General features: G+C 60.5%; 16 protein-coding genes and 2 tRNA genes. 15 read left to right on the top strand and 3 right to left on the bottom strand.

The features are described from left to right. Window positions 1-17 precede the first annotated feature (17 nt). The 3 genes from minE to minC all read right to left on the bottom strand — a co-directional run bounded on the left by minE (window position 18) and on the right by minC (window position 1911). On the bottom strand, window positions 18-272 hold the full coding sequence (gene minE / locus ACIGEK_RS19850; protein ID WP_025165363.1) for a cell division topological specificity factor MinE: 255 nt from the start codon (window positions 270-272) through the stop codon (window positions 18-20). Further along, window positions 269-1084 carry a septum site-determining protein MinD gene (gene minD, locus ACIGEK_RS19845; protein ID WP_275963283.1) on the bottom strand — a complete coding sequence of 272 codons (816 nt, stop codon included), beginning with the start codon at window positions 1082-1084 and terminating at the stop codon, window positions 269-271. Before minD ends, minE begins: the two co-directional genes overlap by 4 nt. A 101-nt stretch (window positions 1085-1185) precedes the next feature. Continuing rightward, window positions 1186-1911: a septum site-determining protein MinC gene (gene minC, locus ACIGEK_RS19840; protein WP_275963282.1), complete on the bottom strand. Its 726-nt coding sequence runs from the start codon at window positions 1909-1911 to the stop codon at window positions 1186-1188. A 154-nt stretch (window positions 1912-2065) separates the two neighbouring features. On the opposite strand from minC, the gene ACIGEK_RS19835 reads away from it, so the two are divergent. From ACIGEK_RS19835 to ACIGEK_RS19765, 15 genes are all read left to right on the top strand, one after another. After that, window positions 2066-2992 (top strand): lipid A biosynthesis lauroyl acyltransferase, encoded by a 927-nt coding sequence (locus ACIGEK_RS19835; protein WP_397494969.1) that lies wholly within the window; start codon window positions 2066-2068, stop codon window positions 2990-2992. Window positions 2993-3106: 114 nt separating this feature from the next. Further along, a complete protein-coding gene (locus ACIGEK_RS19830) occupies window positions 3107-4309 on the top strand; it encodes a patatin-like phospholipase family protein (protein WP_397494968.1) in 1203 nt (400 codons plus the stop codon). A gap of 267 nt (window positions 4310-4576) precedes the next feature. Then, on the top strand, window positions 4577-5797 hold the full coding sequence (locus ACIGEK_RS19825) for an aspartate aminotransferase family protein (protein ID WP_397494967.1): 1221 nt from the start codon (window positions 4577-4579) through the stop codon (window positions 5795-5797). A gap of 174 nt (window positions 5798-5971) precedes the next feature. After that, the gene (gene aruF / locus ACIGEK_RS19820) at window positions 5972-6988 is read left to right on the top strand and encodes an arginine/ornithine succinyltransferase subunit alpha (protein ID WP_397494966.1); all 1017 of its coding nucleotides are present in this window, start codon (window positions 5972-5974) and stop codon (window positions 6986-6988) included. Window positions 6989-6999: 11 nt separating this feature from the next. Continuing rightward, window positions 7000-8016: an arginine N-succinyltransferase gene (astA, locus tag ACIGEK_RS19815; protein ID WP_397494965.1), complete on the top strand. Its 1017-nt coding sequence runs from the start codon at window positions 7000-7002 to the stop codon at window positions 8014-8016. A 77-nt stretch (window positions 8017-8093) separates the two neighbouring features. After that, on the top strand, window positions 8094-9557 hold the full coding sequence (gene astD / locus ACIGEK_RS19810; RefSeq protein WP_397494964.1) for a succinylglutamate-semialdehyde dehydrogenase: 1464 nt from the start codon (window positions 8094-8096) through the stop codon (window positions 9555-9557). Then, window positions 9554-10918 (top strand): N-succinylarginine dihydrolase, encoded by a 1365-nt coding sequence (gene astB, locus ACIGEK_RS19805; RefSeq protein WP_397494963.1) that lies wholly within the window; start codon window positions 9554-9556, stop codon window positions 10916-10918. The genes astD and astB overlap by 4 nt, the downstream gene beginning before the upstream one ends. Window positions 10919-10934: 16 nt before the next feature. Further along, complete coding sequence (locus ACIGEK_RS19800; protein ID WP_274088854.1) at window positions 10935-11222, top strand: topoisomerase II; 288 nt, start codon at window positions 10935-10937, stop codon at window positions 11220-11222. Between the two features lie 10 nt (window positions 11223-11232). Then, on the top strand, window positions 11233-12243 hold the full coding sequence (gene astE / locus ACIGEK_RS19795; RefSeq protein WP_397494962.1) for a succinylglutamate desuccinylase: 1011 nt from the start codon (window positions 11233-11235) through the stop codon (window positions 12241-12243). Between the two features lie 175 nt (window positions 12244-12418). Then, entirely contained in the window at window positions 12419-13423 is a 1005-nt protein-coding gene (ltaE, locus tag ACIGEK_RS19790) for a low-specificity L-threonine aldolase (protein ID WP_397494960.1), read from the top strand. A 122-nt stretch (window positions 13424-13545) separates the two neighbouring features. Beyond that, the gene (alaS, locus tag ACIGEK_RS19785; RefSeq protein ID WP_397494959.1) at window positions 13546-16170 is read left to right on the top strand and encodes an alanine--tRNA ligase; all 2625 of its coding nucleotides are present in this window, start codon (window positions 13546-13548) and stop codon (window positions 16168-16170) included. A gap of 113 nt (window positions 16171-16283) precedes the next feature. Continuing rightward, window positions 16284-17522: an aspartate kinase gene (locus ACIGEK_RS19780; RefSeq protein WP_397494958.1), complete on the top strand. Its 1239-nt coding sequence runs from the start codon at window positions 16284-16286 to the stop codon at window positions 17520-17522. A 188-nt stretch (window positions 17523-17710) separates the two neighbouring features. Further along, window positions 17711-17896 (top strand): carbon storage regulator CsrA, encoded by a 186-nt coding sequence (gene csrA, locus ACIGEK_RS19775; protein ID WP_025165378.1) that lies wholly within the window; start codon window positions 17711-17713, stop codon window positions 17894-17896. Between the two features lie 62 nt (window positions 17897-17958). After that, window positions 17959-18049, top strand: a tRNA-Ser gene (locus tag ACIGEK_RS19770). Between the two features lie 51 nt (window positions 18050-18100). Continuing rightward, window positions 18101-18177, top strand: a tRNA-Arg gene (locus ACIGEK_RS19765). Window positions 18178-18195: the final 18 nt, after the last annotated feature.

The raw sequence follows: 18195 nt of genomic DNA, 5'->3' as shown, positions 1-18195 counted from the left end.
TGCATGCTCTCAACCAATCAACGGTCGGGGAGCGTGATGTTAAGTTCCAGAATGGAACAGCTGCCCTGGTTTTCCAGTGCAACCTGTACTTGATCCGAGTCGATATTCACGTACTTGCGGATCACCTCGACCAGTTCTTGCTGCAGGGCCGGCAGGTAGTCCGGCTGGCTGCGTTGGCCGCGCTCGTGGGCGACGATGATTTGCAGACGCTCTTTCGCAATGGACGCGGTAGTTTCTTTCTTGCGTTCACGAAAGAAGTCAAAAATGTTCATTCACGACCTCCAAACAGGCGTTGCATGAATCCCTTCTTCTGCACATCGAGGAACCGATGTGCCACTTCCTTGCCCAGCAGGCGGTCAACCGCATCGCTGTATGCCTGGCCCGCGTCGCTCTGATCATCGAGGATCACCGGTACACCCTGGTTCGAGGCCTTGAGTACGGCTTGCGACTCCGGGATCACGCCGAGCAGGCGGATGGCGAGGATTTCCTCGACGTCTTCCACGCCGAGCATTTCGCCTTTGATCACGCGCTCTGGGTTGTAGCGGGTCAGCAGCAGGTGCTCCTTGATCGGCTCTTCGCCTTTCTCGGCGCGGCGCGATTTGCTCGCCAGCAGGCCAAGCATGCGGTCCGAGTCACGTACCGAGGACACTTCCGGGTTGGTCACGACAATCGCTTCATCAGCGAAGTACATGGCCAGATGCGCGCCTTTTTCGATACCTGCCGGCGAGTCGCAGACCACGTATTCGAAGGTTTCGCGCAGCTCATTAATGATTTTTTCGACGCCTTCCTGAGTCAGCGCGTCTTTGTCACGGGTCTGACTGGCAGCCAGTACGTAGAGATTTTCCAGGCGCTTGTCTTTGATCAGGGCTTGCGAGAGGGTCGCTTCACCGTTGACCACGTTGACGAAGTCATACACCACGCGGCGTTCACAGCCCATGATCAGGTCAAGGTTGCGCAGGCCGACGTCGAAATCGACGATGACTGTCTTGTGCCCGCGCAGGGCGAGGCCGGTACCGATGGCAGCGCTGGTGGTGGTTTTACCAACGCCACCTTTGCCGGACGTAACAACGAGGATCTTGGCCAAGGTGATTCACCCCAAAATGTAGAAAATACGCAGGTTTCCGTGGCCTATCTCAGGCTTCCGGGTGCCCTGTCTGTGTCCTTGAAAAGTGGCGGCAGTATCCGTTAAAGGCGGGTGATGTTCAACACGTCACCCGACAGGCTGACATGCACCGCTTCGCCCCAAAGTGGGTCGCGGCGCAAGTCTTCGGCCACCTTGTACTGGCCGGCGATGGAGAGCAGTTCCGCGCCCATCTGTTGGCAGAAAATCCGTGCCTTGAGATTGCCCTTGATGCCAGCCAGTGCCCGGCCACGCATCGGTGCGTAAACATGGATGTTGCCATCGGCGAGAAGTTCCGCACCGGCGCTGACCGGGGCCAGGACGATCAGGTCGCCGCCCTGGGCATACACTTGCTGGCCGCCACGTACCGGGCTGGTGATGATCTTGCTGGGCTTGAATTCGGGTTCGGCAGGTTTTTCCGGCTTCGGTGGTGCCAGGTCGATGGGCCGCTCGCGGGCACCGGACGGCGGCAGCACAGGTAAATCCAGCGCTTCGGCGGCCGCGATATCGGCTTCGCGGTTGGCGCGGATCGCCAGGGTGCGTAGGCCGTGCTTGCGGCAGACCGCCATCAGCTCGGCCAGATCAAGCACGCCTTCGCCTTCGGGCAGCTTGTCCAGGGCCAGCACCAGCGGGGTATTGCTGAAGAAGGCTGGGGCCTGGGCGACTTTTTCGCTGAGCTGCTGGTCGAGGCGGGCGAGGTCGTTGTGCGCTAGCTCCATCACGGTGATGGCCAGCATGCTGCCTTTAAGCTGGAATACAGGGTCTTGCTCGAGGAGATCGGCTTGGCTCATGGTCTGCCTGGGGCGGCCTTATAGCGGCTTTATAGAAGTAGCCCGGACTTATAGCGAGAACGCCGCGCGCTCGCAAGTTGTGCGCCGCGAAACCAGGCAGCAAGCAAACTCCTGATAGAATGCCGCGCTTTATTGCGTGCCTCGGACCTGTGTTATGGATCGCCCTGTATTTCGCGCTTATTTCCTGCATCCACGTTTCTGGCTGTTGTGGCTGGGCCTGGGCCTGCTGTGGCTGATTGCCCAGCTGCCTTACAAAGTGCTGCTGTGGCTGGGACGCTGCCTGGGCAGCGTGATGTATCGCCTGGCCAGTTCGCGGCGCAAGATCGCCGCGCGCAACCTGGAGCTGTGTTTCCCGCAGATGTCAGCCGCCGAGCGCGAGGCCTTATTAAAGGAAAACTTCGCTTCTACCGGGATTACCTTCTTTGAAATGGCCATCGCCTGGTGGTGGCCCGCCGAGCGTCTGCGCCGTCTGGGCACCATTGAGGGGTTGGAGCATCTGCGTCAGGCCGAGGCCGACGGTCAGGGCGTGATCCTCATGGCGCTGCATTTCACCACCTTGGAAATGGGCGGCGGCCTGCTCGGCATGGCGCAGAACATGTACGGCATGTACCGCCCGCACAAGAATCCGCTGTTCGACTACGTGCAGCGCCGTGGCCGCGAGCAACGTCTGCTCGGGGTGATCGGTCGTGACGATGTACGCGGCATGCTCAAGCTGCTGCGCGCCGGTGGCGTGGTCTGGTATGCGCCGGATCAGGACTACGGCGCACAGCGCAGTGTGTTTGCCCCGCTGTTCGGCGTGCCGGCAGCCACCGTCACCGCCACCAGCAAGTTTGCTCGCATGGGGCGTGCCCAGGTGATTCCTTTTACCCAGCAGCGTTTGCCGGATGGCCAGGGTTATCGTCTGGTGATCCATCCACCGCTGGCGGACTTCCCCTCTGAGAGCGAAGAGGCGGACTGCCTGCGGGTCAATCAGTGGATCGAGCAAGCCATCAGCGTCTGCCCCGAGCAGTACCTGTGGGCGCACCGGCGCTTCAAGACTCGGCCGGAAGGCGAGCCGAAGTTCTATAAGAAGAAGCGTTAGGGCCGCCATCCAATTGGCGGGTTGTTGCGGTGAAGTGAGGTTTCTTGGCGCTGGGTTGTTCCGTGTACGCCTGACTGGCTCCTATACTGGCTAAAAATCAGTAGGAAACAGCCTATGCCGCACACCGCTCCAACCAGTCAGCCGGTTACCGGGCTGATTCTCTCCGGTGGTGGCGCACGGGCGGCCTATCAGGTGGGCGTGCTGGCGGCGATTGCCGACCTGCTGCCCAATGCGGCGCACAATCCTTTTCCGGTTATCGTCGGTACTTCGGCCGGTGCGATCAATGCGGTGGGGTTGGCCTGCGGTGCGTTGCACTTCACCGAAGCCGTGCGCCGCCTGACCAGCGTCTGGCAGGGTTTTCATACTAATCAGGTATACCGCAGTGATTGGCCGGGGGTGTTGCGCCAGGCCAGCCGCTTTATTGGCCACAGTTTGCTCGGGCTGGGCGGCCAGGTGCCAGTGGCGCTGCTTGATAGCTCGCCGTTGGCCGATCTGCTCGGGCGTGAGCTGGATTTCAGCGGGATTGCCGCCGCTGTGCGCCACCGTCAGCTGCGCGCCGTGGCCGTGACTGCATTCGGTTATGAAACAGGCCAGGCAGTGACCTTCTATCAAGGTCGCGCCACTATCGATCCCTGGTTCCGTCATCGCCGTGTCGGTGTGCCGACCCGCTTGGCGCTTGAGCATTTGTTGGCCAGTGCTTCGATTCCGCTAATTTTTCCGCCGGTAAAGATCAATCGCGAATATTTTGGCGATGGCGCGGTACGTCAGTCCGCGCCGATCAGTCCGGCCTTGCACCTGGGGGCAACGCGGGTGCTGGTGGTCGGCGTCAGTGGCAATCCTGCGGGGCCGCAAGCTCAGGTGCCGGTGGTGCGACCACAGCAGAGCCGGCCGCCGAGCCTGGCGCAGATCAGTGGGCATATGCTCAACAGCACCTTTATTGATAGCCTGGAAAGCGATATCGAGCTGCTTGAGCGGCTTAACCAGATGGGCCGGCTGATTCCTGCGGAAAATCACCCGCGTGGCCTGGGGCTCAAACCAGTGGATGTACTGGTGATTTCCCCCAGCCAGCCACTGGACCTGATTGCCGCGCGCCATCGCCATGAGCTGCCCAAGGCCTTGCGTCTGTTTCTGCGCGGCCCAGGGGCGACCAAGGCCAGCGGCGCCGGGGTGCTGAGTTACCTGCTGTTCGAGCCGGGTTACTGCAATGAGCTGATCGAACTGGGTTATCAGGACGCCATGGCGCAGAAAGCCCGTTTGATTGAGTTTCTTTGTCTGGACAGTCCACCGGTGCCGGCGGTGATTCCGGTAACCGCCTAGCCAGGCCATCACCTCTTGTTTGATCCCGGCCGCCTGTGCGGCCAAATTCCTTTTCCGCATGACCGAGAAAACCGCGCCAAGGCCGGTGGCTGCATTTAAACTGCGCCTTCCCGATGCTTTCTGTCGCATTTGCGAAAGCTGCGGTTTTCCTCGGGTTGGCGCTATAAGAAGTTGTCGCATGGCGGCAATGCCGGCCCCGGATCAGTCCCTACAATCCTTCACATCGCCTGCTATTGAATGCAGGTGTTCCTCGTTAGGAGAGCTCAGATGTCCGTTCAGCACGACCCGGTGCAACGCGCCGATTTCGACCAGGTGATGGTGCCCAACTACGCACCCGCTGCCTTTATTCCAGTACGTGGCGCCGGTTCGCGCGTGTGGGATCAAAGCGGTCGCGAGCTGATCGACTTTGCCGGCGGTATTGCCGTCAACGTGCTCGGTCATGCGCATCCGGCGCTGGTCAAGGCGCTCACCGAGCAGGCCGGCAACCTCTGGCACGTATCCAACGTATTTACCAACGAACCGGCCCTGCGCCTGGCCAAGAAACTCATCGACGCCACCTTCGCTGACCGCGTGTTCTTCTGTAACTCCGGTGCCGAAGCCAACGAGGCCGCGTTCAAACTGGCCCGTCGCGTAGCGTTCGATAAGTTTGGCGAAGACAAATGCGAGATCATCGCCGCGACCAACAGCTTCCACGGTCGCACCCTGTTTACCGTCAGCGTCGGCGGCCAGCCGAAGTATTCCGACGGTTTCGGCCCGAAGATCCAGGGCATCAGCCACATTCCGTATAACGATATCGAGGCGCTGAAGGCCGCAGTATCGGACAAGACCTGCGCCGTGGTGCTGGAGCCGATTCAGGGTGAGGGCGGCGTACTGCCGGCTGATCTGGCATACCTGCAAGCAGCACGCGAGCTGTGCGACAAGCACAATGCGCTGCTGGTGTTCGACGAAGTGCAGAGCGGCATGGGCCGCAGCGGCGAGCTGTTCGCCTATATGCACTACGGCGTGACCCCGGACATCCTCTCCAGCGCCAAGAGCCTGGGTGGCGGTTTCCCGATTGGCGCGATGCTCACCACCAGCGAGCTGGCCAAGCACCTGGCCGTCGGCACCCACGGCACCACCTACGGCGGCAACCCGCTGGCCTGCGCGGTGGGTGAGGCGGTGATCGACACCATCAACACCCCTGAAGTGCTGGCTGGCGTTAAAGCCAAGCATCAGCGTTTCAAAGCCAAGCTGGAGCAAATCGGCCAGCAATACGGCGTGTTCAGCGAAGTGCGCGGCCTCGGTCTGCTGATCGGTGCGGTGTTGTCCGATGCCTGGAAAGGCAAGGCCAAGGCGATTCTCGACGCTGCGGCGGTGGAAGGCGTGATGGTGTTGCAGGCCAGCCCGGACGTGGTGCGCTTCGCTCCGAGCCTGGTGGTTGAAGACACCGATATCGATGAAGGTCTGGCGCGTTTTGAACGTGCCGTGGCCAAGCTGACCCAAGCCTGATTGCCGGCCTGGTCTGCCGTTATACGGCGGATCAGGCTGCGCCCGCTCGACCTATGGATGGGTTGAGTAAACAGCAAGGAAGCCTGTCTCTGTGTGTGCCGCGGCGTTTGTTGCGGTTTTCTCTAGGCCGCCCGGTTTGGGCTGCTTGGAGCTTTTATCAAAAGGAGTGGCACCATGCTGGTGATGCGCCCCGCGCAAATGGCCGACCTCACTGAAGTGCAGCGTCTCGCCGCGGACAGCCCGGTTGGTGTGACTTCACTGCCGGACGACAGCGAGCGTCTGCGCGAAAAGATCGCCGCTTCGGAGGCCTCGTTTTCCGCTGAAGTCAGCTTCAACGGTGAAGAAAGCTACTTCTTCGTGCTGGAAGACAGTGAGAGCGGCCGCCTGGTCGGTTGTTCAGGCATCGTCGCCTCGGCCGGTTACTCTGAGCCGTTCTACAGCTTCCGTAACGAAACCTTTGTGCACAACTCCCGCGAGCTGAAGATCCATAACAAGATCCACGTGCTCTCGCTGTGCCACGACCTGACGGGCAACAGCCTGCTGACCAGCTTTTACGTCGAGCGGCCGCTGGTGAACACCGCCTGGTCGGAACTCAATTCGCGGGCGCGTTTGCTGTTTCTTGCCAACCACCCGGAGCGCTTTGCCGATGCACTGGTGGTGGAGATTGTCGGCTACAGCGACGAGGCCGGTGATTCGCCGTTCTGGGATGCGGTGGGGCGCAACTTCTTCGACATGAACTACACCGAGGCCGAACGCCTGTGTGGGTTGAAGAGCCGTACCTTCCTCGCCGAGCTGATGCCGCATTACCCGATCTACGTGCCGTTGCTGCCCGATGAGGCACAAGAAGCCATGGGCCAGGTACATCCACGGGCGCAGATCAGCTTCGACATCCTCATGCGCGAAGGCTTTGAAACTGACCACTACATCGACATCTTCGACGGCGGCCCAACCCTGCACGCGCGCACCTCGGGTATCCGCTCGATTGCCCAGAGCCGCGTGGTGCCGGTGCGCATCGGTGAGCCGGGCAAAGGCGGGCGGCCGTACCTGGTCAGCAATGGTCAGCTGCAGGATTTCCGCGCGATTGTCGCGGAACTGGATTGGGTGCCTGGCAAGCCGGTCACCCTGAGTTTTGCGGCCGCCGAGGCCCTCGGCGTCGGCGAGGGCGTCAGCGTACGCCTGGTTGCGGTTTAAGGAGTTAGCGCATGATCGTTCGTCCCGTCCGCAGCGCCGATCTGCCGGCCCTGTTTCAGCTGGCGCGCAGTACCGGCGCCGGCCTGACTACGCTGCCCGCCAATGAAGAGCGCCTGGCGCATCGCGTTGGCTGGGCCGAGAAAACCTTCCGTGGCGAAGCCGCGCGTGCTGATGCCGACTACCTGTTCGTGCTCGAAGACGACAATGGCGAGGTGGTCGGGATCTCGGCCGTTGCCGGCGCCGTTGGTCTGCGTGAGCCTTGGTACAACTACCGGGTCGGCCTGACCGTCAGCGCTTCGCAGGAGCTGAATATCCACCGTCAGGTGCCCACGCTGTTTCTCGCCAATGACCTGACCGGCAACTCCGAGCTGTGCTCGCTGTTTTTGCGCGGCGATCAGCGCAGTGGCCTGAATGGCCGGCTGCTGTCGAAGGCGCGCTTTCTGTTTATTGCCGAATTCCGCGAGCTGTTCGGCGACAAGGTGATTGCCGAAATGCGCGGCATGTCCGATGAGCAGGGCCGTTCACCGTTCTGGGAAAGCCTGGGGCGGCACTTCTTCAAGATGGAGTTCTGCCAGGCCGACTACCTTACCGGGGTGGGCAACAAGGCCTTTATCGCTGAGCTGATGCCCAAGTTCCCGCTCTATACCTGCTTCCTCTCGGAGGATGCGCGCAACATCATCGGCCGCGTTCACCCGGACACCGAGCCAGCGCTGGCCATGCTCAAGGGCGAGGGCTTCAGCTATCAGGGCTATGTCGACATCTTTGACGCCGGCCCGGCCATTGAAGCCGAAACCGCGAAGATCCGTGCCGTGCAGGACAGTCAGGTACTGGTGCTGGCTGTTGGCACCCCGGGCGATGACGCGCCCCAGTTCCTGATCCACAACCGCAAGCGCGAAGACTGCCGGATTACCGCAGCGCCGGCACGTATGGCGGCCGGCACCCTGGTGGTCGATGCGCAGACCGCCAAGCGTCTGCAGTTGTCGGCGGGCGATCAAGTGCGTGCGGTCGCGGTTTCCGCACGCGGCTAAAAGCCATGTCGCCGCTGTCTCTATTTGCTGATCCGGCGTATGCCGGGTCTACACCTTGCTGGGAGTGATAAAACAAGATGAGCACTCATTACATTGCCGGTGCCTGGCATGCAGGCCAGGGCGAAGCCCTGGAATCGCTCAATCCGGTCAGCCAGGAAGCCATCTGGCAAGGTCAGGCTGCCAGTGCTGCACAGGTTGACGCTGCCGTGCAGGCCGCCCGTGCGGCATTCCCGGCTTGGGCCTCGCGCTCGCTGGATGAACGCATCGCTGTGCTTGAGCAATTTGCCGCCACCCTGAAAACCCATGCGCAAGCCCTAGGCCACTGTATTGGCGAGGAAACGGGCAAGCCGTTGTGGGAAACCGCCACCGAAGTCACCAGCATGGTCAATAAGGTCGCCATCTCGGTACAGAGCTACCGCGAGCGCACCGGTGAGAAGAGTGGTCCGTTGGCCGACGCTACCGCCGTACTGCGGCACAAGCCGCATGGCGTGGTCGCTGTATTCGGTCCGTACAACTTCCCTGGCCACCTGCCCAACGGCCATATCGTGCCGGCGCTGCTGGCCGGTAACTGCGTGGTGTTCAAACCCAGCGAGCTGACCCCGAAAGTCGCCGAGCTGACCGTCAAATGCTGGATCGAAGCCGGTCTGCCGGCAGGCGTGCTCAATCTGGTGCAGGGTGCGCGCGATACCGGTGTGGCCCTGGCCGCGCATGACGGCATCGACGGCTTGTTCTTCACCGGCTCCAGCCGTACCGGCAACCTGCTGCACAACCAGTTTGCCGGTCGCCCGGACAAAATCCTCGCATTGGAAATGGGCGGCAACAACCCGCTGCTGGTTGATCAGGTCGCTGATCTCAACGCAGCCGTGTACACCATCATCCAGTCGGCCTTTATCTCTGCTGGCCAGCGCTGCACCTGTGCGCGCCGCCTGCTGGTGCCGCAAGGCGCGTGGGGCGATAGCCTGCTGGAACGTCTGGTGGAGGTTGCCGCAAGTATCAAGGTCGGCAGCTTCGACGCCCAGCCTGCGCCGTTTATGGGCTCGGTAATTTCCCTGGCCGCCGCGCAGCACCTGATCAAGGCGCAGCAGCACCTACTGGCCCATGGTGCCAAGCCGCTGCTGGAAATGACCCAGCCATTGCAAGGCGCTGCCTTGCTTACCCCTGGCATCATTGATGTGACTGAGGTGGCCAATCGTCCGGATGAAGAGTTCTTCGGCCCGCTGCTGCAGGTGATTCGCTACGCCGATTTTGATGCGGCCATCGCCGAGGCCAACAACACCCAGTACGGCCTGGCTGCTGGCTTGCTGTCCGACTCCAAGGCGCGTTACGAGCAGTTCTGGCTGCAAAGCCGCGCCGGTATCGTCAACTGGAACAAACAGCTGACCGGTGCTGCCAGCACCGCGCCGTTTGGCGGTGTGGGCGCCTCCGGTAACCACCGCGCCAGTGCCTATTACGCAGCCGATTATTGCGCCTACCCGGTGGCCTCGCTGGAATCCGACAGCTTGAGCCTGCCTGCCACCCTGACACCCGGAGTAAGCCTGTGAGCCAAGTATCCAAAGCTTCTGCATTCGAAGTAAATTTTGATGGCTTGGTCGGGCCGACCCACAACTACGGTGGCTTGTCCTACGGCAACGTCGCTTCGCAGAGCAACAGCCAGGCTGCGTCCAGCCCGAAAGAGGCGGCCAAGCAAGGCCTGGCCAAGATGAAGGCCTTGATGGAAATGGGCTTCAAGCAGGGCGTGCTGGCCCCGCAGGAACGTCCGAATGTCGCCGTGTTGCGTAGCCTGGGCTTTACCGGCACTGACGCGCAGGTGATCCAGAAGGCTGCGAAAGACGCCATGCCGCTGTTGGTTGCCAGTTGCTCGGCTTCCAGTATGTGGACGGCCAATGCCTGCACCGTCAGCCCGAGTGCTGATACTGCTGATGGTCGCGTGCATTTCACCGCCGCCAACCTCAACTGCAAATTCCACCGCTCGATCGAACACCCGACTACCAGCCGTGTGCTTGGCGCGATGTTCGCCAATGAGCAGCACTTCGCTCACCACGCCGCGTTGCCGGCCGTCGGTCAGTTCGGCGATGAAGGCGCAGCCAACCACACGCGCTTCTGCAAAGGCTACGGCGATGCTGGCGTGGAGTTCTTCGTCTTTGGCCGCAGTGCTTTCGACAGCCGCTTCCCGGCGCCGCAGCGCTACCCTGCGCGGCAAACCCTGGAAGCCTCGCAGGCGGTGGCCCGTTTGCATGGCCTGAGTGATGACGGCGTGGTCTACGCCCAGCAAACACCGGCGGTGATTGATCAGGGTGTGTTCCACAACGACGTGATCGCGGTGGGCAATGGCGAGGTGCTGTTCTATCACCAGGACGCCTTCCTCGACACCGACAAGGTGCTGGCTGAGCTGAGTGACAAGCTCGCCCGCCGCGGCGGCAACTTCCAGGCCGTGTGTGTGCCGCGTGATGCAGTGACGGTGGAGGATGCGGTCAAGTCCTACCTGTTCAATAGCCAGCTGCTCAACCGCGCTGATGGCGGCATGCTGCTGATCGTGCCGGAAGAGTGCCGCAACAACGGCAATGTCTGGCGTTACCTGGAGCAACTGACCAGCGGTAACGGGCCAATCCGCGAGGTCAAAGTCTTCGACCTCAAGCAGAGCATGCAGAACGGTGGTGGCCCGGCATGCCTGCGCCTGCGCGTGGCGCTCAAGGAGCACGAGCTGGCGGCGGTCAATCAGGGTGTGATCATGACTCCGACACTGCACGACACGCTCAACGTCTGGGTCGACAAGCACTACCGCGATCGCCTGAGCGAAAATGATCTGGCTGACCCACAATTGCTCAATGAATGTCGTGCGGCCTTGGATGAACTGACGCAGATCCTTAAACTGGGCGCGGTTTATCCATTCCAATTAGCTTGATTGAGTACTTATTACCATGTCCGACGCCCTGCAACTGATCCTCGAAGACACTGACGGCACCCAGCTGGAAACCTCCTGCACGCGTTTTGCCGTGATCTGGCAGGGCCAGGAAATCTGGTTCCAGCAGGTGGGCAACAACCAGCTGATGATCGGTGTGGACGTGGAGGAGGGCGCTGCTGAGTACGCCAACCTGCTGCTGCGCCCGCTGGCCACCAACCTGGTCAGCCTGGAGCTGGAAATGGAAGCCGCTGAGCCGGGTGATGATGACGAGCACGTGCACGGCCCAGACTGCACTCACGATTGAGGAACCGCCCATGCTTGCCCTCGGCAAACTGCTTGAACTGACCCTGGCCGGCCATGAGCCGGCAGCGAAGATTCAGCTGACCCCCGAGGGCACGCGTTTGCGTTGGCTGGCCGAAGGCGCGTTGGAAGTCACGCCGCCTGTGGCCAGCGACAACGGTCAGGACCTGCTGCTGTCTGCCGGCATTCATGGCAATGAAACCGCGCCGATTGAATTGCTCGATCGCCTGTTACAGGGCATCGCTCGCAATCAGTTGAAGCCGCGCGTCCGTATTCTCTTTCTGTTTGGTAACCCCGCCGCCATGCGCAGTGGCGAGCGTTATATCGAGCAGGACATCAATCGCCTGTTCAACGGCCGCCACGATCAGCACACCGGTGCCGAGGCGTTGCGTGCCTGTGACCTGGAACATCTGGCCGCGACCTTTTTCAACAAGCCAGAGCGCACCCGCCTGCATTACGACCTGCACACCGCGATTCGTGCATCGAAGATTGAGCAGTTCGCCCTCTATCCTTTTCAGGAAGGTCGCCCACGCAGCCAGCGTGAACTGGCGCGCCTCAGCGCTGCCGGGATCGAAGCGGTGCTGCTGCACAACAAAAGCTCCATCACCTTCAGTGCTTACACCTACACCCAGTTGGGGGCGGAAGCTTTCACCCTTGAGCTGGGCAAGGCACGGCCGTTTGGGCAGAACGAACTGGTCAATCTGGACTTGCTCGAGCAGCATCTGCAGGCCTTGATCGAAGGCCGCGAGCCAGAAGGTGCAGCGGAAGAGCTGGGTGAGCTAAAACTCTTTGCCGTGGCCCGTGAAGTGATCAAGCACAGTGACGCCTTCAAGCTGCACCTGCCCGCCGATATTGAGAACTTCAGTGAGCTGCCGGTTGGCTATTTGTTGGCTGAAGACCTTTCCGATACTCGTTGGGTGGTGGATGAGCCGGGGGCACGGATCATCTTCCCCAATCCCAAGGTCAAGAACGGCCTGCGTGCTGGCATTCTGATTGTTCCCGCCGAAGACGTGCAGCTAGCTTGATCCAGTAGGGTGGATGGCGCTTTATCCATCCACCAATTGATGCACGCGAGGTGGATGAAAAAGGCGTCATCCACCCTACACAGCTGTCCTGCGTTTTCTTACCTGATCTGTACCTTGTTTGCCCGGTAGGCGCGCTTTAGCATCGGGCTTTAGCCCCATCTAAGGACAACCCGCCATGCCCGTTATCGACCTGCGCAGCGACACCGTCACCCAGCCGACCCCTGGTATGCGTGAGGCCATGCAAGCCGCCGAGCTGGGCGATGACGTGTATGGCGAAGACCCTACGGTTAATCGTCTGGAGCAGTACCTGGCGGCCGAGCTAGGCTTCGAGGCGGCGCTGTTCGTACCCACTGGCACCATGAGCAACCTGCTCGGCTTGATGGCACATTGCGCACGTGGCGACGAATACATCGTTGGCCAGCAGGCGCATACCTATAAATATGAGGGTGGCGGTGCGGCGGTGCTCGGTTCGATTCAGCCGCAGCCGATTGATGGCGAAGCCGATGGCTCGCTGGATCTGGTCAAGATTGAAGCTGCGATCAAGCAGGATGACTTTCACTTCGCCCGCACCCGCCTGCTCGCGCTGGAAAACACCATGCAGGGCAAGGTGCTGCCGCAGGCGTATCTGCAGGCGGCGCGCGAGTTGACCACGCGTCGCGGCTTGGCTCTGCATCTGGACGGCGCGCGGTTGTATAACGCGGCAGTCAAGCTGGGCGTACCGGCGCGGGAGATTACTCAGTACTTCGATTCGGTGTCGGTGTGCCTGTCCAAAGGCCTCGGCGCGCCGATTGGCTCGGTACTGTGCGGCTCAGCTGAGTTGATCAGCAGGGCGCGCCGTTTGCGCAAAATGGTCGGCGGCGGCATGCGCCAGGCCGGTATGCTCGCTGCTGCTGGTTTGTATGCCTTGCAGCATCAGGTGGCGCGTTTGGCCGAGGATCACGCCAACGCCGAGCGCCTGGCTGCTGGCTTGCGCGAGCTGGGTTATGCGGTGGAGCCGGTGCAAACTAATATGGTCTATGCCCAGGTTGGCGAGCAGGCTGGCGCGCTGAAAGCCTTCTGCGCCGAACGCGGGATCAAGCTCACTGCCGCGCCGCGCCTGCGTATGGTTACTCACCTGGATATTGCCGCTGCGGATATCGATCAGGTGCTCGCCGCTTTTGCAGAATTCCGCTCGCATTGAGCGAATAGTGAGCAGTTAATAGCTGTTATCTATCAATAAAGGCACTAGCCCCCTAGCGCAGGCCCGATATAATGCGGCCCTTTGCCGGCTTTGTCGTGGCCGCTGGTTTTTGGAAGATTCCTATGAAAAGCGCAGAAATCCGTGAAGCCTTCCTCAGCTTCTTCGAACAGAAGGGACACACCCGTGTCGCCTCCAGCTCCCTGATTCCGGGCAATGACCCGACCCTGCTGTTCACCAACGCGGGGATGAACCAGTTCAAGGATTGCTTCCTCGGCCTGGAAAAGCGCGCCTACACCCGCGCCGCCACCAGCCAGAAGTGTGTGCGTGCCGGCGGCAAGCACAACGACCTGGAAAACGTCGGTTACACCGCACGTCACCACACCTTCTTCGAAATGCTCGGCAACTTCAGCTTTGGCGACTATTTCAAGCGCGACGCCATTCACTTCGCCTGGGAATTCCTCACGGGCGACAAGTGGCTGAACCTGCCCAAGGAAAAACTCTGGGTCACGGTCTACGCCACCGACGACGAAGCCTTCGATATCTGGACCCAAGAAGTCGGTGTCCCTGTTGAGCGGATGATCCGCATTGGCGACAACAAAGGCGCGCCGTACGCGTCCGACAACTTCTGGACCATGGGCGATACCGGCCCGTGCGGTCCTTGCACCGAGATTTTCTTCGACCACGGCGAGCACATCTGGGGTGGTCCGCCGGGTTCGCCAGAAGAAGATGGCGACCGTTACATCGAAATCTGGAACAACGTGTTTATGCAGTTCAACCGCACTGCTGATGGTGTGCTGCATCCGCTGCCGGCGCCGAGTGTGGACACCGGCATGGGCCTGGAACGCGTCAGTGCGGTGCTGCAGCACGTCAACTCGAACTACGAGATTGACCTGTTCCAGAGCCTGCTGAATGCGGCTGCTCAGGCTATTGGTTGTGCCAATGAAGATCAGGCTTCGCTGAAAGTGGTGGCTGACCACATCCGCTCCTGCGGCTTCCTGATTGCCGATGGCGTGACGCCGTCTAACGAAGGCCGTGGCTACGTGCTGCGCCGCATCATCCGCCGCGCCTGCCGTCATGGTAACAAGCTGGGCGCTAAGGGCAGCTTCTTCTATCAGATCGTTGCTGCGCTGGTAGCCGAGATGGGCGATGCCTTCCCCGAGCTGAAGCAGCAGCAGGCGCATATTGAGCGCGTACTGAAGACTGAAGAAGAGCAGTTCGCCAAGACCCTGGAGCAGGGTCTGAAAATTCTTGAACAGGATCTGGCCGAGCTGAAAGGCACAGTGATTCCGGGTGATGTGATTTTCAAGCTGTATGACACCTTCGGTTTTCCGATGGACCTCACTGGCGACATCGCCCGTGAGCGTGAGCTGACCCTGGATGAAGCAGGTTTCGAGCGCGAAATGCAGGCGCAGCGCGAGCGCGCTCGTTCCGCCAGCTCGTTCGGCATGGACTACAACGCGCTGGTTAAGGTCGATAGCGATACCGCGTTCCTCGGTTATCAGGGCACTAGCGGCAGCGGCAAGATTATTGCGCTGTTCAAGGCCGGTCAGGCGGTCGACAGCCTGAGCGAAGGCGAGGAGGGTGTAGTAGTCCTCGATCAGACGCCGTTTTACGCCGAATCCGGTGGCCAGGTTGGTGACTGCGGCTTCCTTGAAGGTGCTGGCGTGCGTTTCGATGTGCGCGATACCACCAAGGCCGGCGGCGCGTTCCTGCACCACGGCGTCGCGGTCAAGGGCGGCTTGAGTGTCGGCACCTCGGTCAAGGCCGAAGTAGAGGCCAGCGTACGCCAGGCTACGGCGCTCAATCACTCGGCCACTCATTTGCTACACGCCGCGCTGCGACAGGTGCTGGGCGAGCACGTGACGCAGAAAGGCTCGCTGGTTGATAGTCAGCGCCTGCGCTTCGACTTCAGTCACTTTGAGGCGATCACGCCTGCGCAGCTGAAAGAGCTGGAAGCCATCGTTAACCGCGAAGTGCGCAGTAACAGCGAAGTGGAAACCCTGGAAACCGACATCGAAACCGCCAAGGCCAAAGGTGCTATGGCGTTGTTCGGTGAGAAGTACGGCGATCAAGTGCGCGTGTTGAGCATGGGCGGCGACTTTTCTGTCGAGCTATGCGGCGGTACTCACGTCAAGCGTACGGGTGATATTGGTCTGTTCAAAATCATCAGCGAAAGCGGCGTGGCCGCAGGCGTACGACGCATTGAAGCCGTCACTGGTGCAGCAGCCTTTGCCTACTTGAATGGCGCGGAAGAGCAGCTGAAAGAAGCGGCGGCGCTGGTCAAAGGCAGCCGTGACAACCTGCTGGATAAGCTCGCCGGTGTGCTGGAACGCAATCGTCAGCTGGAAAAAGAGCTGGAGCAACTCAAGGCCAAGGCCGCCAGTGCGGCAGGTAATGACCTGGCGGGTTCGGCTGTCGACGTCAAAGGCATTAAGGTGCTGACGGCGCGACTCGATGGCCTGGACGGCAAGGCATTGCTGGCGATGGTCGATCAGTTGAAGAACAAGCTGGGCAGCGCGGTGATCCTGCTAGGCGGCGTGCAGGACGACAAGGTCGTGCTGGTGGCCGGTGTGACCCAGAACCTGACCGCCAAGCTGAAGGCTGGCGATCTGATGAAGCAAGCTGCAGCGGCAGTCGGCGGCAAGGGCGGCGGTCGTCCAGACATGGCGCAGGGCGGCGGCGTTGATGCGGCGGCCCTTGATGGCGCGCTGGCGTTGGCAGTGGCTTTCGCTGAGCAGGGGCTGTAAACGCCTGATTTCCTGATGTGCAGCCCAAGGCTCGGCATACGCCCGGCGGGCCTTGGCAGGGTATTGAGTTATCTGTTTAATGGGCGCCCTTCACGGGCTGAGGCGGCTTTGAAATGGCTTTGATCGTACAGAAATTTGGCGGCACCTCCGTCGGCACTGTTGAGCGTATTCAGCAGGTGGCCGCGAAGGTGAAGAAGTTCCGCGAAAACGGCGATGACATTGTGGTTGTGGTTTCCGCCATGAGCGGTGAAACCAATCGCCTGATCGATCTGGCCAAACAGGTCAGTGATGGTCAGCCGGTACCGCGTGAACTCGACGTGATGGTCTCGACTGGCGAGCAGGTGACGATTGCCCTGCTGGCCATGGCGCTGATCAAGCTTGGCGTGCCGGCGGTGTCCTATACCGGCAACCAGGTGCGCATCCTGACGGACAGCGCGCACAACAAGGCGCGCATCCTGCAGATCGATGACCAGAAACTGCGTGCCGACCTCAAGGCCGGTCGTGTGGTGGTGGTCGCGGGTTTCCAGGGTGTCGATGAGCACGGCAATATCACCACGCTTGGGCGTGGCGGTTCCGACACCACCGGTGTGGCGCTGGCTGCTGCGCTAAAGGCAGATGAGTGCCAGATTTACACCGACGTTGATGGTGTCTACACCACCGATCCGCGTGTAGTGCCGCAGGCTCAGCGTCTGGAAAAGATTACCTTCGAAGAGATGCTGGAAATGGCCAGCCTCGGTTCCAAGGTGCTGCAGATTCGTTCGGTGGAATTTGCCGGCAAGTACAACGTCCCGCTGCGCGTGCTGCACAGCTTCCAAGAGGGGCCGGGCACCCTCATTACCCTTGATGAAGAGGAATCCATGGAACAGCCGATCATCTCCGGCATCGCTTTCAACCGCGACGAAGCCAAGCTGACCATCCGTGGCGTACCGGACATCCCGGGCGTGGCGTTTAAAATTCTCGGCCCAATCAGTGCTGCGAACATCGAAGTCGACATGATCGTGCAGAACGTTGCGCACGATAACACCACCGATTTCACCTTCACCGTGCACCGCAATGACTACACCGCGGCGCAGCAGGTGTTGGAAAACACCGCCCGCGAGCTGGGCGCGCGTGAAGTGATCGGCGACATCAAGATTGCCAAGGTGTCTATCGTCGGCGTCGGTATGCGTTCTCACGCCGGTGTTGCCAGTCGCATGTTTGAGGCGCTGGCCAAGGAAAACATCAATATCCAGATGATCTCCACCTCCGAGATCAAAGTCTCCGTGGTGATCGAGGAGAAATATCTGGAGTTGGCGGTGCGCGCCCTGCACACTGCTTTCGAACTGGATGCCCCGGCCCGTAAGGGCGACTGAGGCATTATCCGAAAGGCGCGGTTTATCCCGCGCCTTTCGTCTTTTTGGTTGGCATGAGCAGGAACTTTCTTTCTGCTCACACTGGTCAATACTTGGGTGAAGGCTCTGTTTGAGATGTTCGGGGCTGCCACCGTTTTCTTTTTTGCAGACTGCTGTTGTCCTGAACTGATATCCGTAAGGAGAAAGGAATGCTGATTCTGACTCGCCGGGTCGGAGAGACCCTGATGGTGGGTGACGAAGTCACTGTCACCGTGTTGGGCGTTAAAGGTAATCAGGTGCGCATTGGCGTTAACGCGCCGAAAGAGGTTGCCGTGCACCGCGAAGAAATTTACCAGCGCATCCAGAAAGAGAAAGGCGAAGAACCAAGCCACTAATTTTTATCGAAATTTTGGCTTTGCAAACGGGGAAAACATGGTTATCATGCGCCCCGTGTTGCGGAGAGGTGGCCGAGTGGCCGAAGGCGCTCCCCTGCTAAGGGAGTACATCTCAAAAGGGTGTCGGGGGTTCGAATCCCCCCTTCTCCGCCATTATTGAGTGTTGTAGATGCAGTTTGGATATCTACAGTGCGAACGTTACATGCACTCATAGCTCAGCTGGATAGAGTACTCGGCTACGAACCGAGCGGTCGGAGGTTCGAATCCTCCTGAGTGCACCAAATTGGAATGGCTTGCAG

This window comes from Pseudomonas sp. NPDC079086 (assembly GCF_044542155.1).
Lineage (GTDB): Bacteria > Pseudomonadota > Gammaproteobacteria > Pseudomonadales > Pseudomonadaceae > Aquipseudomonas.
The sequence above is the reverse complement of the archived record's forward strand: the minus strand, read 5'-3'. Positions and strand labels throughout refer to the sequence as shown.